Genomic DNA, 13,684 nt, shown 5'->3' on the forward strand with positions numbered 1-13,684 from the left:
CTTGATTTGCAATGCCTCCCCGGTCACCACCGCGGGGGCCTTTTGCGTTTCCCACCCGGCGCATAGCCACAGTATCAACGAGGTCGTGCTCGGCAGGCGCGTTCTGGATTTCTAGCCTGTGCCGCAGCCACGGTCTCTTGCTGAAGTTAATGAGCATCGACGTCACCAGCCGACCGCGAATGCCCGCCAGCGCCGGGGTGTTGGGTGGTGCTGATCGAAACGCTGTCGCATGTTCCAGTGCGGTGACCTTTGCAGCGCCACGGCCATCGCCGTTCGCCGGGATAGTGCGCCGCATACACCGCAGGTCACCAGCTCGGTGAGCAGGTGGGCTGGGCGCTGCGCGCCGCTCAGCAGATTGCCGGCCAGCTTGAACTTCGCGCCCCCGCGCGCTGCGCGATAGCGCATGCCTCAAACGGCCATGGTTTCAAGCTGCCAGTCTTGCCGATGCGACCGGCAGCCAAGATTAAGCTAGAAGTTCACGCGGGCGCCCAGCCGCAGTGTGCGCGGCTCTACGACGCGGCTCAGTCGCCCATCGCTCGGACCGGTAGTGTCGAACGCGGGAATGTAGGACTCGTAATAATAGGCGATATCCTTGTCGCGGCTGTTCAGGATGTTGAGCAGCTCACCATAGACCTGAAAGCGCCCAATCCTGCGTGCCGCACGCAGATTGACGACCGTGCTCCCGCTCTCGCGCACGCTATTAGATCAGCGGATAGGGCCCGAGATGACGCACCCGGATACTTGCTTCCCAGGGATCAAGCACGATCGATGCTCCGGCCGAAGCGGCGTTCTCGAACGCGTTGGGAATGCGGTCGCCGTTGTCATAACGTGAGTGGCTGGCGATAAGTTGCCGTCAAGCGCCAGCCACGGCAGCGGCCGCCAGAAGGCGACCAACTCGTAGCCGTGCCGCTTGCTCGCCCCGGTCGGCTCGACTGCATTGGAGTCGCCGACGAAGCGCAGCTCGCTGTCGACGTCGAGCCACCATTAGGTCGCTGTCAGCATCAGCCCCGATGCCTGCCAGCGTGCGCCGACCTCGCGACCGTCGCGCGCACCAGCACCGGCACCGGGTGTCGACGTTCACCGCACCGCGCACGTCGTTGGAGTGAAAGCCACGGCCCCAATTGGCATACAGCTCCACATGCTCAGTCGGGGCATAAACGACCGACGCCTTGGGTGAGACAATCGCATCGTCACCGCAGCCTGTTCCTGCCGCCGCTGCCGCGCTGTTCTGCGCGCGCACGGCGTAATGATAATACTCGCCACGTAGCCCGCCGACCGCTCGCACGCCGGCGAGTGGCGTCCACGTCGCTTCACCATAGAGCGAAGTCGACGCCTCCTCGACGTGGTAGCGACCGAGCGAGAACAGAAACGCACGCGCGGCGGTGCGGTCGACACCGACGCGTCTGGTGTGGTCGATATGCCCCGCTTCGCCATCACCGCCGTCGCGCCGTCAACAGCCAAAGGCTGCGTGCGTGCTTCGGCCGGGGTTAGCATCTCGATCGGCTTGCCGCCGAGGCCCGCAGGCGCATCCAGTCCCATCTGCATGTCGGGCGCTGCCTTGGGCGGCTGCGTGCTGATTGCAGGCGGCGGGGGCGGGGCGGCGCGCTGACTGCACGCGGCGATTGCGCGAATACGCCTGCAGATGCCGTCATCAGCGCGGTGGCCACGACACCGAGGATAAGTGGCTGTCTTGAGATCATGCGTTCCTCCTCTCACTCCAGGCATGAACAATCGAGCGCTTCGCAACCTTTCTGTACGAAACCGTTCCGAACATGCATGGGCACAGGAGAAGCAATGGCGACGATCGTGCCCATCAGTGGCACAACATCGCCCGCCGCCCCGAACAAGCGGCAACCGTCTGCTTGCTGCGGTCGGGCAGAGCACGTCATTGCGCATGGCGCTGCTGCGGTTCGCGCACGTCTTTATGTTGCAGATGGGACGCAACATCGTGTCCTCACTGGCGCATTCGATCGACCGCCGAATGGCCCGCTGGATCCTGTTGTATCATGATCGCGTGCAAGCCGATAAGATTTGCATGACGCAAGAGGAATTTCGTTTGATGCTGGGCGTGCGGCGCAGCAGAGTTACCGACGCACTTCATCGCCTTGAGGAGGGGCGGGCGATCCAAGCCGTACGGGCCAAGGTGCTGGTCGTCGACCGCGCCAGCTGATGGCGTTGGCGGGTGATACGTATGGCTACGCCGAACAGGAATACGCGCGCTTGGGTGACGTGATGCGGTACGGAGCAACTTATTGGTTGCTAAAGTCTCCGCAGACGCGGCCTCCCAAATTCAGGAGATCGGCACTAGGCAAAGGCAAAGCAGAATTCGGGTAAGCTTTGCGTCAGGCGGCTTTCATAGAGGTCCGGCCGCTGTCACCGCCTTCTGTCATCCAGCGCTCAAGTTGGATGGCTTCCATCGGTCTTGCGAATAGGAAGCCTTGCGCTTCCTCGCATCCGGCGTTCGTGAGGATCGCTGCCGCTTCCGGCGTTTCCACGCCTTCGGCGACGACACGGTAGGCCAGCTTGTGTCCCAGGCCGATCATCGTTTCCACCAGCACGAAGTCCGGCCCGTGGTTCTCTATGAGATCGCGCACGAAGGACTGATCGATCTTGACGACCTGCGCCGGCAACTTCTGCAGATAGGCGAGACTGCTCTGGCCAGTCCCGAAATCATCGATCGCGACGCAGATACCGGCATCTGCCAACTCGCGCAGCATTTCCAGCGCCTGATCCGGCTGATCCATGATTGCGCTCTCGGTAAGCTCGACTTCGAGTTGGTCAGGGCGCAGCTGACGTTTGAGCAGGCCAAGCTGTATACGTTGTATCAGGTCGGCTTCCGCAAGATTTGCAGCCGAAATGTTGATCGAAAGCGTGAGGCCGATGCCGCGCGCTGTCCAGGATGCCAGCTGATCCAGCCCGGCATCCAGCACCCACTGCGTGACCGTTCGGGCCAGCGATGTTTGTTCAACCAAAGGGATGAACTCGCTGGGAGAAATTTCGCCCAGCATCGGATGACGCCACCGTAGCAACGCTTCAGCGCCAACGCAGCGTCTGGTCGCCAGATCGATGCGTGGCTGAAAGACAAGCCGCAATTGGTCCGTCGCATCCAATGCCGTACCGAAGTCTTGGAGCAAGCCGTACTGACGGCGATGAGTCCTATCCCGGGAGGCAGAGTACAGGCTGATTGCTCCGTCCGTCGAGCGGGCATCTTGTGCTGCACTCATGGCGCCGCGCAGAATGTCGTCAGCCGATATCGCGCCCAATGTAAAAGGACGCATGCCTATGGAAACGCTCGTAACGAAGCGGACCGAAGACGATACCCGTATCTGCTCGAACCCGGACCGCAGGATCTCCATATATGCCTCCTGTCCGAGTCCCGACGGCGACAGAAATGCGAACTGTGTGGCGCCTACATGATAAACGGATCGGCTAGGCCCAAGCGCTTCGCGAAGCGCCAACGCAGCTTCACGGACCATCTCGTCTACCCGGCCGCTACCCAAGGCGCGGGTCATCTTGCCGACTTGATCGTCGCGGGCGAGGTCGACCACGACAGCAAAACGCTCTTCGCCCGGCAGATCACGCGCGAGATCGGTCAGGTCATCACGGAACTGAGTCCGGGTGGGCAGGCCGCTGACCGGATCGATGCGCCCGAACGCGTGTTGCAGCTCGATCTGCCCCATCACCATCGCCGCGAGGTCGGTAAGCGCTCGCATTTCCGCTGGTGACGCGTGCCGCGGCTCGGTACCCAGAACGCACAACGAGCCAAGTCCATAGCCATCGCTGGTGACGAGCGGGGCACCGGCATAGAAGCGCGTTCCAGCGCGTGCCAGCAGGCTATCCGCGTAACATGGGTCGGCGAGGAAGTCGGTGATCACCAACGGGCTGGCGGTTTCGGCCACCTCGGCACAAGGCGCCTTGTCGCGCGGGATGCTCCAGTGATCGATACCGACGCGTGACTTGAACCACTGCCGGTCGCGATCCGTCAGTGAGATGGCGGCAATCGGCAGATCGAAAATCTGGCTCGCCATGCGCGTGATCCGGTCGAAGCTCTCGCTTGCTGGAGTATCCAGCAGTTTGAGTTGACGCAGGGCGTCTAGCCGAGCCTCTTCCTGATAGTTACGCACTGATTGCTCCTTCGAGCGCGACGATACCGTGGCCGAATTAACAACTTGCTGCCGTTCTGATTGCCAAGGGTCGCCAGTCGCAGAGCGTCCGTGCCGCCGGCGTTTCGCCCGCCTTCGCGAGGAAATAGCATTTTGCAGGATGCTACCTGTCCGGGGTATGTATGGAGAGGCAGCGATCAGTCGCTCACCATCGCCGATAGACCGGGGGTGAAATATTCTCGGACTGTGCCGTCGATCACCGTGACGATCCGGGCGGCGATCCCGAAATCGTGCGCGAGCTCTAGGCCGCCCTGACCCAAAACGGTGAGCGCCGTCGCCCAGGCGTCGGCGTCCAGTGCGGTCTGATGGATCACGCTCGCGGATACGACGTGCGTTTCGACCGGACGACCGGTGCGCGGGTCGAGCGTGTGGGCGCCGCGGCGATAGTTGCCCGAGGTCGCCACGGCCATTCCGTGCAGCGCTATACGCAACGCGGGGAGCGCCAGTCCCGGCGGGCTTTCCAGATCGACCCACCAGGGATCGCCATTTGGCTTGATGCCCCGACCGACGAGTTCACCGCCGATCTCGACCAACGCGTTTAAAATGCCGGAGTTATGCAGAAGGTCGGCGATGGCGTCGACCGCGTGCCCCTTGGCGATCCCCGACAGGTCAAGCGCCAAGCCGCCCGGTTGGCGAAGATGGGCGCCGCTGGGCGCGAATACGAGCCGGCGCCAGCCCGATGACGCCCGCGCCGTCTCTACTTCAAGTCGGCTGGGCACGTGCGTGACGGGGAAAACGCCGAAACCCCAGGCATCGACGAGCTTGCCGATTGCGGGATCGAACGCCCCGGTCGTTGTTTCGGCGATCGCAAGGCCGCGCGTCATGACATGCGCGAAGTCGGGCGGAAGCGTCGTCCAAGTGCCGGGGGGCGACCGGTTGAAGCGGGACAGCAGAGAGTCCGGCTCCCAGTGGCTCATCTCCGCGACGAGGCCGCTCAGTCGCGCGACGATCGCCTTGCGGATCGCCGTTGCATCGACGCCGGCGGGCGCAGCGAAGCGCACACTCCACGATGTCCCCATGGTCTTGCCGTGCAGATCGAGCACCGCCGCCGACGACTCGCGCGCCGCGAACGCCGCGGCGTCGATCGTTGGCGGAAGCGCAATCCTCATGCCGAACGCCTCAGGGCGTCAGGACTTCGAGCGTCGTGGCGTAGCTCATCCGACGCTCGGTCGCGCGTGGCGAGGTTGCTTTGGTGTCGGTCAGTGTGGCGTTGAGCCAGTACATGCCAGCTGCCGGCCACGAAACGCGCAACATCCCGTCAGCGCCGGTGGTCAGCTCGCGTGCACCCTCGTCGTTGCGATAGCGCTTGCCGCCGGGGATCACCGTGACCTTCAGGCCGGCGGCGGGCTGGCCGTCGACCAGGAAGCGGAAGCTGGCGGTCTCGCCCGCGACCAGTTCGTCGGGGTGCGTGACCGGTGCGAACTCGAGACCCTTGCCGGTCGTTTTGAAGACGGTGGTGGTCGGCGCGCCTGCTGTCACGAAGATCTCGTTGCGGCCCGATACCTCGGTGACCTTCACATCGGTCGCGTTGGCGGGGATGTCGGCGATGGTCAGCGGGGCGGGTGCGTTTGGCTGCGGCGGGCCGCGACGACCGCCGATCCGCTTCTCGACCCCATCGACCTTGAAGCTACCCATGACGGCGGACATCTGCGCGCCGATCTTCCAGGTGCCAGGCTTATCGAGCTTGACGTCGAATACCGAGCGATAGCGCCCGGTCGCGCCGTTCTGGAGAATGCCTTCGCTGCCGTCGGGCTGCCAGACCTTTACGCCATCGAGGCGGAGCGGCTGGTGATCAAAGAAGAACAAGTCGTTTGAGACGGCGGCGTCGACTGTCACCCAGCCGTCGGTGCCAGAGAACACGGTGGCCGACGGCAACAGCCACATGCGGTGCGCAGACAGTGCGGCGGGTACTGACAATAGCGCAGCGGCGACCATCATGCGTATGGCAAAAGGCTTCATGATACATCCTTAGCGGGCGGAGACGGAGACGGTGCCAAGCTCGGTCTTGCCCGTGGTGCGGGCTCCGGCGGCAAGCGGTACGGAGACAAGCTCGCGACCGCCGGTTTCGCGCGCAGCCTCAACGTTCAGGACGTATTCGCCGGGCCTGACGTCGGCGGGCAGGGGGATGGTGTACTGGCCCGGCGCGCGCGTGGCGCCGCTGAGGCCATCAGCGGGCATTGTCATGCTCCGGCCGCCCTTGCGCCACCATGCGCGCAGGTCCGCGAGCCATTTGGTGCCAGGGTCGTTCCCGCGCTTCTTGAGATCGTACCAGACCGCCAGCGTGCGCGACGCACCGCCGCCGACCGGCTCCAGCCATATCGCCACATAGGGCTTGTGATATTCGGCGACGCGCAGCCGCGGGATGGCGATCGTGATGGTGCCAGCGGGCGCGGCGCTGGCCGGCAACGACAGGGCCGGCGCGGTGATCACCCCGCCAAGCAGCAGGAACACGGTAGAACGCATGGCAGGACCCCTCAATGTGCGAACAGGAAGACAAGCAGGATGGGAATGGCGAGCCCGGCGGCCACGATCGGCCAGGTCGTCGGCCGATGCCGCGCATGCAACTGGAGCAGCAGCAACCCGGTCAGCGTGAACAGGATGCAGGTGCCGGCGAACATGTCGATGAACCACGCCCATGCCACGCCCGTGTTGCGGCCTTTGTGGAGGTCGTTCAGATACGAAATCCAGCCGCGATCGGTCGTCTCAGCCGTTATGCGCCCGGAGGCACGCTCGATACTGATCCAGGCGTCGCCACCTGCCCGGGGCAGCGCGACATAGGCGTCGGAATCGGACCACTCGACTGGCTTGCCGGCGGGATCGAGGCCGACCGTGGCCGCGACGCTTTTCGCGACCGGCGTGGGCAGAGGCGAATCCGGGGCGCGTGATGCCGTCAGCATGCGCTGTAAGGAGGGAGGCAGCATCCCGTTCTTTTCGACGACCACGGGAGTGGCACCGATCGTAGCCGCATGGTTGAGCGTGATGCCGGTGATCGCGAACAGCAGCATACCGGTCAGCGACAAAGCCGCGCTGATCCAATGCCAGCTATGAAGCTGCTTTAACCACAAGCTACGCCACCTTTTCCGATCGCGGCTGACGGACGCTCGCCTAGGTGTAGAAGGAGATTGGGATGTCACGCCTCCGCTTAAGGCGAGTCGAGATGTGCATCAAGGCTAATGCGAATAATTATCATTATTGAGATGTCGTTCGCAACCACTCAGTCTGGCTGACTGACTATGGCAGCAGAAACTGAATCGCGCGAAGGCTGCTGCCGATTGCGCGGAAAGCTGGATCTGGCTTTGCAAGCTGCGATGCCGGTCGACGCCGACAACACCAAGCTGCGCCGAAGCAGAGCTGACGACACCGAAGTGGTGGCCGCCGTACCCGGACGCCAATACGACATGCGCCACACGGCTGGCAGCAGGAGAACTTCGGCGTGGGGCTCCGGCGGCCGTCGTCGTGGGTTCGGCAGCCACCGGGTCTGGCTAGCGTGGATTACCCAACCATCTTCACCGCATCACCGCGCGGGAGGGATGTGATCCGGCAACTTTCGGCCCAACGTTAGTGATGCGTGCCACGGCAGCCGGCCAACACAGCTCCTACTGCCGATCGCATTTCAGCCTTTAGGCTTCATCCAATCGTGCATCGTCATCCAGCGCGCGAACTCGTCGAACCAGCCGGTGCTGGTCGTCTTCTTCGGGTACATGCCAAAGCCGTGTCCGCCCTGTTCGAACAGGTGGAATTCGATTGGCCGCTTGGCCGCGCGCCAACTGTCGATCAGCCCGAATGATCCGCCGCCGAACAACGGGTCGTCAGCGGCGAGCGCCACGAAGATCGGCGGTGCGTCCGCTGGCACCGTCATTGCGGAGACCGGTCCGTAAATGTCGCCGACGAATGCCGGCTTGGCGTCCGGCTGGCCGTTCAGCGTCGTCGCCATTGTCAGCATCGCACCAGCCGAAAAGCCGACCATGCCGATCTTGGCCGGGTCGACGTGCCACTCTACGGCCCGCTTGCGGATCAGGGCGAAGGCGGCGCGGGCATCGGCAAGCTGGGGCGCCAGCTTCGCCATCATCGCCTCGGCAGTTGGCCGTGGTGCGCCGCCGGCGCCAAGGTTCTGTAGCGATTTCTGATAGGCGGCCATGTCGCCCGGGGTCTGGTTGAGCCGGTACTTGAGGACGAACGCCGCGACGCCGCGTGCGGCAAGGGCGCGCGCAACGTCCCAGCCTTCGTTCTGCATCGACAATGTCGTAAACCCGCCGCCGGGAGCGACGATGACCGCCACGCCGCTTGCGTTCGCTGGATCAGGCAGGAAGGGCGTCAGCGTTGCGACCGTCACATTGCGGGCAAACACGCTGTTGTACTGGCTGTGCCAGGACTCCTTCGCCGTAGCGCCGGGGAGGGCGCCCGTCCCGAGCACGATGGCGTCGGGCTGAACCGGCACCGCAATCGGCATCATCCGATCGGACTGCGCCTGAGCAGGCGAGATCACCGCCGTGGATGCGGCGAGAGCCAGGGCGCAGGACCGCACGCCGACCCGCGCGGCCGCAAGTTTATCGTATAAGAACCTCAGCATGACATCTCCCTCGTTATGGTTTTTACCCGTGTTACGGCTGCGCGCTGAGTTTGATCCTGCCGCACCGGCCCGTGCTGCTAAGACCTCTTCGACGATTGCTCTTCTGCCGGGGCCGAGACACCCGCCTCGGTCTGGATGACCGGCTTCATCGTGCCGTCCGGGTTATAGTAGAGATGTTCCACCGTCACCGCGCGCCGCCCGATCGCGCCGCTCTGATCGCCGATCGCGAGCGTGGCATTATGGAGGAACAGATACCAGTTACCCTTGAACTCGGCGATGCCGGGATGGATGGTGAAACTGTACTTTCCCGAGCCGGTGAGTTCGCCGCGATAGGTCCACGGCCCGGTGATCGCAGGCGCTGTCGCGTAGGAGACATGTTCATCGCGCTGCGTTGCCCGGTCGAGCGAGGCATACGTCAAATAGTAGAGCTTGCCGCGCTTATGCAGCCAGGGACCTTCTTCATAATGCGGCAGCGTGATCTCGGTGATCGGCCCGTCGAGTTCGATCATGTTCGGCTTGAGTTTGGCGATGTAGCACTCGCGATTGCCCCACGCGATCCAGGTGGTGCCGTCGGTGTCGGTCAGCACGGTGGGATCAATGTCCTCCCAGCTATGCTTACCCTTTGGCGTCATTTCGTTGGTGATCAGCGCTGATCCGCGGGCGTCCTTGAACGGACCTGTCGGCGTGTCGGATACGGCTACCCCGATCGCCTTGCCAGGATGGGTGCTGTCATGCTCGACGGGCGCGTAGAGATAGAACTTCCCGTTCTTCTCGATCGCCTGCGGCGCCCAGGCGTCCTGCTTGGCCCATTTGAAATCCTTGACGCTCATGATCGGCGGGTGCGCCGTCCACGTCTTCATGTCGGTGGTTGAATAGACCAGCCACTCGCGCATGTTGAACATCTCGTCACGCTGCGCCTCGTCGTGGTCGACATAGAGATACAGCGTGTCGCCAACGACGAGAGGCGCCGGGTCTGCTAAGAACTTGTCACGAATGATCGGGTTCGAACCGGGAACATGGGGACTGTGATCGACCATTGTCGGTGCAGTCGTCGCCGCGGACAACAGGAGCGCCGCTAGCGACATTCCAAACCAAACCATCTGCCATCTCCCGGAGAACGACTTGTAGGGTAGTGCAACGGTTGGATTGGTCAACGGGGGATGCCGCCCATACGGTCGGTGCAACCATGTGTCGCCGTCTATGGTTGCCAGTTCGGTCGATAGCTAGGATCCAGCCGACGATCGATGAAGTACGCCGCGCTGATGAACGCAAGATGCGTCAACGCCTGCGGGAAATTACCAAGCGGCAGACCACGCACGTCGACTTCCTCCGAAAACAAGGCGAGCGGATTGGCGTAGGCCATCCCCTTGCCCAGCACGATCTGCGCCTCGTCGAGCCGGCCGGCACGGGCGAGGCATTCGGCATACCAGAACGTGCAGGTGGTGAACGCACCTTCGCCGCCCTCCAGGCCATCGGCGTTGCGGTAGCGATAGACCAGGCCATCGTCGCGCAACTGCGTGCCGATCGCATCCAACGTCTTCAGCCATACCGGGTCGGTCGCGGGCACGAAGCGAACCAGCGGCATCATCAGCAGCGCCGCATCGAGTTCGGTGCCGCCGCGTTCCTGCACGAAATAGCCGTGCTCCGGGTGGCGGAAATTCTCCCACACATCTGCCACGATCGCGTCGCGACAGGCCGTCCATTCCGCCATCGGCGCGGTCAACGACCGCTTGTGCGCCAGCCGGAGCGCACGGTCGATCGCCACCCAGCACATCACCCGCGAATGAAGGAAGTGGCGGGCCTCCCCGCGCATCTCCCAAATACCGGCATCCGGCTCCTGCCAATGCCGCATGACGTATTCGACGATGCCGCGGACGTGCTGCCAGCCTTCGTGGCTGATCGCGGCGCCATATTTGTTGGAAAGGTACACGCTGTCCATCAGCTCGCCGAAGATATCGAGCTGGGTCTGGTCGTGCGCGGCATTGCCGATCCGTACCGGGCGACTACCGGCATAACCGGCGAGGTGCGGCAGTTCCTGCTCGTCGCGGGCCTCCGATCCGTCGAGCGCATACATGATGCGGATCGGGTGTTCGGGGTCGGCGACCATCACCCGCTTGGCGGCCCAGCGCCGGAAATCCTCCGCCTCGTCGGTAAAGCCGAGCCGCATGAAAGCGTACACGGTAAACGAGGCGTCGCGGATCCACGTCGCGCGGTAATCCCAGTTGCGCCCGGCGCCCGATGCTTCCGGCAGGCCGAACGTCGCCGCCGCCGCGATCGAGCCATGCTCCGCCGAGGTCAGCAGCTTCAGCGCCAGCGCCGACCGCAGCACAGCCTCGCGCCACCGTCCCTTGTAGCTGGCTTGATGCAGCCAGTGGCGCCACGCCGCGACGGTTCCGTCGATAGCAGCGGCGAGAGCAGCGTCGTCGGCAGGCATGGTCAGCGTTTCACCACCGAGGATGAACCACGCGCTTTCACCGACGTGTAACGTAAAGCTGCTCCGCGCGGCGCCCTCCGCACACGTCAGCGGAACCGACGCGAACAGCCGCAGCGTGAGGCCCGGTCCGCTGAAACACACTCCCCCCCCCACCGGGGAGACATCCGGCACCGCGCGTGCGTAATCGAAGCGTGGCGCGCAGTCGGCGGTGAAGGCGACCGTGCCTTTCGTCACCGTGACGCGCCGGATCAGGCAGCGCGCGCCGTGATCGGGGCGGGGGTGCGCATCGGGATGCGGCATCAAGTCGACGACCTCCGCACTGCCATCTTCGCCCATCCAGCGGGTCGTCAGCACGTTGGTGTCGGGAACGTAGATCTGCATGTGGCGCGGGTTCTGGAGCGCCGGCGTGATCGCGAACGCGCCGCCGCTGCCGACATCGAGCAGGTCGGCGAAGATCGTCGGGCTGTCGAGCGCAGGCCAGCACAGATAGTCGATCGTGCCGTCGCGCGCGACCAGCGCCGCAGTGGTAAGATCGCCGATGATGCCGTGATCGCCGATCGTGCGGAGCGACGGCACGCCGTCCGAGCGGTGGCGTTCAACCATTGTCGCGGAACTCGGGGTACAGCGACATGCCGCCATCGACGAACAGGGTGGTGCCGGTGACGTAATCCGCCTCGTCCGAGGCAAGCCACACCGCGGCACGGGCGACATCCTCGGGATCGCCGATGCGGCCGTACGGGATCAGCCGCAACAGCTTGCTGAGCGCCTCGTCACTGTCCCAGGCATCCTTGTTGATCGGCGTCTTGATCGCTCCCGGCGCGATCGCGTTGACGCGGATGCCGTCGCTTGCGACCTCCTGCGCGAGCGTGCGGGTCAGCATTCGGATGCCCCCCTTGGCCGAGGCATAGTTGATGTGGCCGGCCCAGGGGATCACCTCATGCACCGAACTCATCGCGACGATGACGCCCGCGCTGCGCGCCGGGCGGCCCGCCGCCGGCTGCGCGCGGAAATGCCGCACCGCCTCACGCGCGCACAGAAACTGACCGGTCAGGTTGATGTCGATGACGGTGTTCCAGTCCTCCAGCGTCATGTCGGCGATCGCGGCATCCTTCTGCACGCCGGAATTGGCAACGAGCACATCGACCCGGCCGAATGCGGCGGCGGTCTGCTCGAACAACGCGGCGACCTCGTCCTCCTTCGACACGTCGGCCTGCACCGCGATCGCGCGGCCGCTGCCGGCGGTGATGCGCGCGACGAGGTCTTCGGCGGCGTCGCGACCGGAGCGATAGTTCACCGCCACCGCCGCTCCCGCGCCGGCTAGCGCCTCCGCCACGGCAAGACCGATGCCGGAACTCGCGCCGGAGACGATGGCGACATGGTCGATCAGTGGCTGGTGTTGCGTCGGCATCGGGATCTCTCAAATGGTGCTGTCGCTAAACACTTCAACGACGAATGGGATGCCCGCGCCGGTCGCAATCGCCTGAGCGCGCGCTACGCCGCTCTGCAGCAGCATCAGGCCCCGATCGACCTCCAATGCCTTAAAGTTGCCGCAAAATCGGGCGGAATACACGGCTCAATAAGGGGACGTGCTAGAAAGCGCCGCGAGTCGCCCCGCAAGTACGGCGAGATGAGCGTGCCAGCTATATACAGCGGCAAATTTGTTCATCGAGGAGCAAGAAACCGTTGCAGAAAAGTGACAATTTCCGGGTTCCCGGCTTTTTTCACTTCGCAGTGCAACAAGTCGCCACAAAGCAGGTTCAGTGGGCTCTGGGTTCAACCATTCCGTAAGCTTGTAAGGTCTCAAACAGATGCTGAAAATCAAACTCGCCGCCGCCGCTCTCGCCGTGTTCGCAGCCGCCCCTGCCATCGCGCAGGACACGTCGGCTCCGATGCCTGCGGACACCTCCACCCCGACCGCACCGGACGGCAGCAAGGCGTTTGGCATCGTGCCGTATGTCGGCGTGATGGGCAGCTATGAGTCGTTCGACAACCAGCCGAACCACGGCATCCCGCAGGCGCTGAACTCGAATGGTTCGCTGCGCAACAACTACCGCCTGACCGGCGGCCTGGTTGAGGGCGTGGTCGGCTTCAACGTGCCGCTCGGCCCGGTGTTCGTCGGTGCGGAAGGTACCGTTGCCAAGGGCTTCACCGGCAACATCGATTGGGAATACGGCGGTGCAGGCCGTTTCGGCGTGCGCGCTGGTGACAGCGGCCTGTTCTTCGGCAAGGTCGGCTACAAGTGGGTCAACTTCGACCACTACGCGCCCTATGTCAGCGGCAACCGCAACGACAAGACGCATGACGGCATGGATTACGGCATCGGCTTCGAAGTCGGCCCGCAGGACATCGGCCTGAAGGGCATCACCGGCAACGCCGGCTTCCGCATCCGCGGCGAAGTCGACACCTTCGGTGCGTTCCACAGCTTCACCCCGAAGCTCGGCGTCATCACGCACTTCTAAGACTTCGGTCCTAGGATGCTGCCGAAAGGGCGGGGAACGGCGACGTTCTCCGCCCTTT

At 64.0% G+C, this 13,684-nt stretch carries 14 protein-coding genes; 2 read left to right on the plus strand and 12 right to left on the minus strand.

All coding sequences use genetic code 11. The features are described 5' to 3' along the window. Positions 1-162: 162 nt before the first annotated feature. The 3 genes from OXR00_RS17610 to OXR00_RS19830 all read right to left on the minus strand — a co-directional run bounded on the left by OXR00_RS17610 (position 163) and on the right by OXR00_RS19830 (position 1,417). A complete protein-coding gene (locus tag OXR00_RS17610) occupies positions 163-405 on the minus strand; it encodes a hypothetical protein (RefSeq protein ID WP_267389535.1) in 243 nt (80 codons plus the stop codon). A 63-nt stretch (positions 406-468) separates the two neighbouring features. Further along, a complete protein-coding gene (locus tag OXR00_RS19825) occupies positions 469-696 on the minus strand; it encodes a hypothetical protein (RefSeq protein WP_346732012.1) in 228 nt (75 codons plus the stop codon). A 157-nt stretch (positions 697-853) separates the two neighbouring features. Beyond that, positions 854-1,417 (minus strand): TonB-dependent receptor, encoded by a 564-nt coding sequence (locus OXR00_RS19830; protein WP_346732015.1) that lies wholly within the window; start codon positions 1,415-1,417, stop codon positions 854-856. A gap of 477 nt (positions 1,418-1,894) precedes the next feature. Between OXR00_RS19830 and OXR00_RS17620 the strand changes: the two genes are divergently transcribed. Further along, positions 1,895-2,170: a helix-turn-helix domain-containing protein gene (locus tag OXR00_RS17620; RefSeq protein WP_267389536.1), complete on the plus strand. Its 276-nt coding sequence runs from the start codon at positions 1,895-1,897 to the stop codon at positions 2,168-2,170. Between the two features lie 172 nt (positions 2,171-2,342). Here the strand turns inward: OXR00_RS17620 and OXR00_RS17625 are convergent, their stop codons facing one another. The 9 genes from OXR00_RS17625 to OXR00_RS17665 all read right to left on the minus strand — a co-directional run bounded on the left by OXR00_RS17625 (position 2,343) and on the right by OXR00_RS17665 (position 12,575). Then, positions 2,343-4,124, minus strand: a complete 1,782-nt coding sequence (locus OXR00_RS17625; RefSeq protein WP_267389537.1) for a sensor domain-containing phosphodiesterase — start codon at positions 4,122-4,124, stop codon at positions 2,343-2,345. A gap of 176 nt (positions 4,125-4,300) precedes the next feature. Continuing rightward, on the minus strand, positions 4,301-5,272 hold the full coding sequence (locus OXR00_RS17630; RefSeq protein ID WP_267389538.1) for an FAD:protein FMN transferase: 972 nt from the start codon (positions 5,270-5,272) through the stop codon (positions 4,301-4,303). A 10-nt stretch (positions 5,273-5,282) separates the two neighbouring features. Next, positions 5,283-6,122 (minus strand): DUF4198 domain-containing protein, encoded by an 840-nt coding sequence (locus OXR00_RS17635; protein ID WP_267389539.1) that lies wholly within the window; start codon positions 6,120-6,122, stop codon positions 5,283-5,285. 9 nt (positions 6,123-6,131) lie between these two features. Continuing rightward, positions 6,132-6,626, minus strand: coding sequence for a DUF2271 domain-containing protein (locus OXR00_RS17640; protein WP_267389540.1), 495 nt, complete (start codon positions 6,624-6,626; stop codon positions 6,132-6,134). An 11-nt stretch (positions 6,627-6,637) separates the two neighbouring features. Beyond that, complete coding sequence (locus OXR00_RS17645; RefSeq protein ID WP_267389541.1) at positions 6,638-7,297, minus strand: PepSY-associated TM helix domain-containing protein; 660 nt, start codon at positions 7,295-7,297, stop codon at positions 6,638-6,640. Between the two features lie 479 nt (positions 7,298-7,776). Further along, positions 7,777-8,733: an alpha/beta hydrolase gene (locus tag OXR00_RS17650; RefSeq protein WP_267389542.1), complete on the minus strand. Its 957-nt coding sequence runs from the start codon at positions 8,731-8,733 to the stop codon at positions 7,777-7,779. A gap of 77 nt (positions 8,734-8,810) precedes the next feature. Further along, complete coding sequence (locus tag OXR00_RS17655; RefSeq protein ID WP_267389543.1) at positions 8,811-9,833, minus strand: glycoside hydrolase family 43 protein; 1,023 nt, start codon at positions 9,831-9,833, stop codon at positions 8,811-8,813. A gap of 98 nt (positions 9,834-9,931) precedes the next feature. After that, positions 9,932-11,770 carry a glycoside hydrolase family 15 protein gene (locus OXR00_RS17660; RefSeq protein ID WP_267389544.1) on the minus strand — a complete coding sequence of 613 codons (1,839 nt, stop codon included), beginning with the start codon at positions 11,768-11,770 and terminating at the stop codon, positions 9,932-9,934. Beyond that, complete coding sequence (locus OXR00_RS17665; protein WP_267389545.1) at positions 11,763-12,575, minus strand: glucose 1-dehydrogenase; 813 nt, start codon at positions 12,573-12,575, stop codon at positions 11,763-11,765. The genes OXR00_RS17660 and OXR00_RS17665 overlap by 8 nt, the downstream gene beginning before the upstream one ends. 400 nt (positions 12,576-12,975) lie before the next feature. Here OXR00_RS17665 and OXR00_RS17670 point away from each other — a divergent pair, with 400 nt between their 5' ends. Next, positions 12,976-13,626 carry an opacity protein gene (locus OXR00_RS17670; protein WP_267389546.1) on the plus strand — a complete coding sequence of 217 codons (651 nt, stop codon included), beginning with the start codon at positions 12,976-12,978 and terminating at the stop codon, positions 13,624-13,626. The last annotated feature ends 58 nt before the right edge of the window (positions 13,627-13,684 follow it).

This window comes from Sphingomonas sp. GC_Shp_3 (assembly GCF_026540945.1).
Taxonomy (GTDB): Bacteria; Pseudomonadota; Alphaproteobacteria; order Sphingomonadales; family Sphingomonadaceae; genus Sphingomonas.

What these genes read in the sequence shown, in the direction of transcription:
- OXR00_RS17635 (WP_267389539.1), bottom strand. Translation starts at nt 6,122, where the DNA reads ATGAAGCCTTTTGCCATACGCATGATGGTCGCCGCTGCGCTATTGTCA.
- OXR00_RS17640 (WP_267389540.1), bottom strand. Translation starts at nt 6,626, where the DNA reads ATGCGTTCTACCGTGTTCCTGCTGCTTGGCGGGGTGATCACCGCGCCG.
- OXR00_RS17670 (WP_267389546.1), top strand. Translation starts at nt 12,976, where the DNA reads ATGCTGAAAATCAAACTCGCCGCCGCCGCTCTCGCCGTGTTCGCAGCC.
- OXR00_RS17610 (WP_267389535.1), bottom strand. Translation starts at nt 405, where the DNA reads ATGCGCTATCGCGCAGCGCGCGGGGGCGCGAAGTTCAAGCTGGCCGGC.
- OXR00_RS17630 (WP_267389538.1), bottom strand. Translation starts at nt 5,272, where the DNA reads ATGAGGATTGCGCTTCCGCCAACGATCGACGCCGCGGCGTTCGCGGCG.
- OXR00_RS17660 (WP_267389544.1), bottom strand. Translation starts at nt 11,770, where the DNA reads ATGGTTGAACGCCACCGCTCGGACGGCGTGCCGTCGCTCCGCACGATC.
- OXR00_RS17665 (WP_267389545.1), bottom strand. Translation starts at nt 12,575, where the DNA reads ATGCCGACGCAACACCAGCCACTGATCGACCATGTCGCCATCGTCTCC.
- OXR00_RS17655 (WP_267389543.1), bottom strand. Translation starts at nt 9,833, where the DNA reads ATGGTTTGGTTTGGAATGTCGCTAGCGGCGCTCCTGTTGTCCGCGGCG.
- OXR00_RS17620 (WP_267389536.1), top strand. Translation starts at nt 1,895, where the DNA reads ATGGCGCTGCTGCGGTTCGCGCACGTCTTTATGTTGCAGATGGGACGC.
- OXR00_RS17650 (WP_267389542.1), bottom strand. Translation starts at nt 8,733, where the DNA reads ATGCTGAGGTTCTTATACGATAAACTTGCGGCCGCGCGGGTCGGCGTG.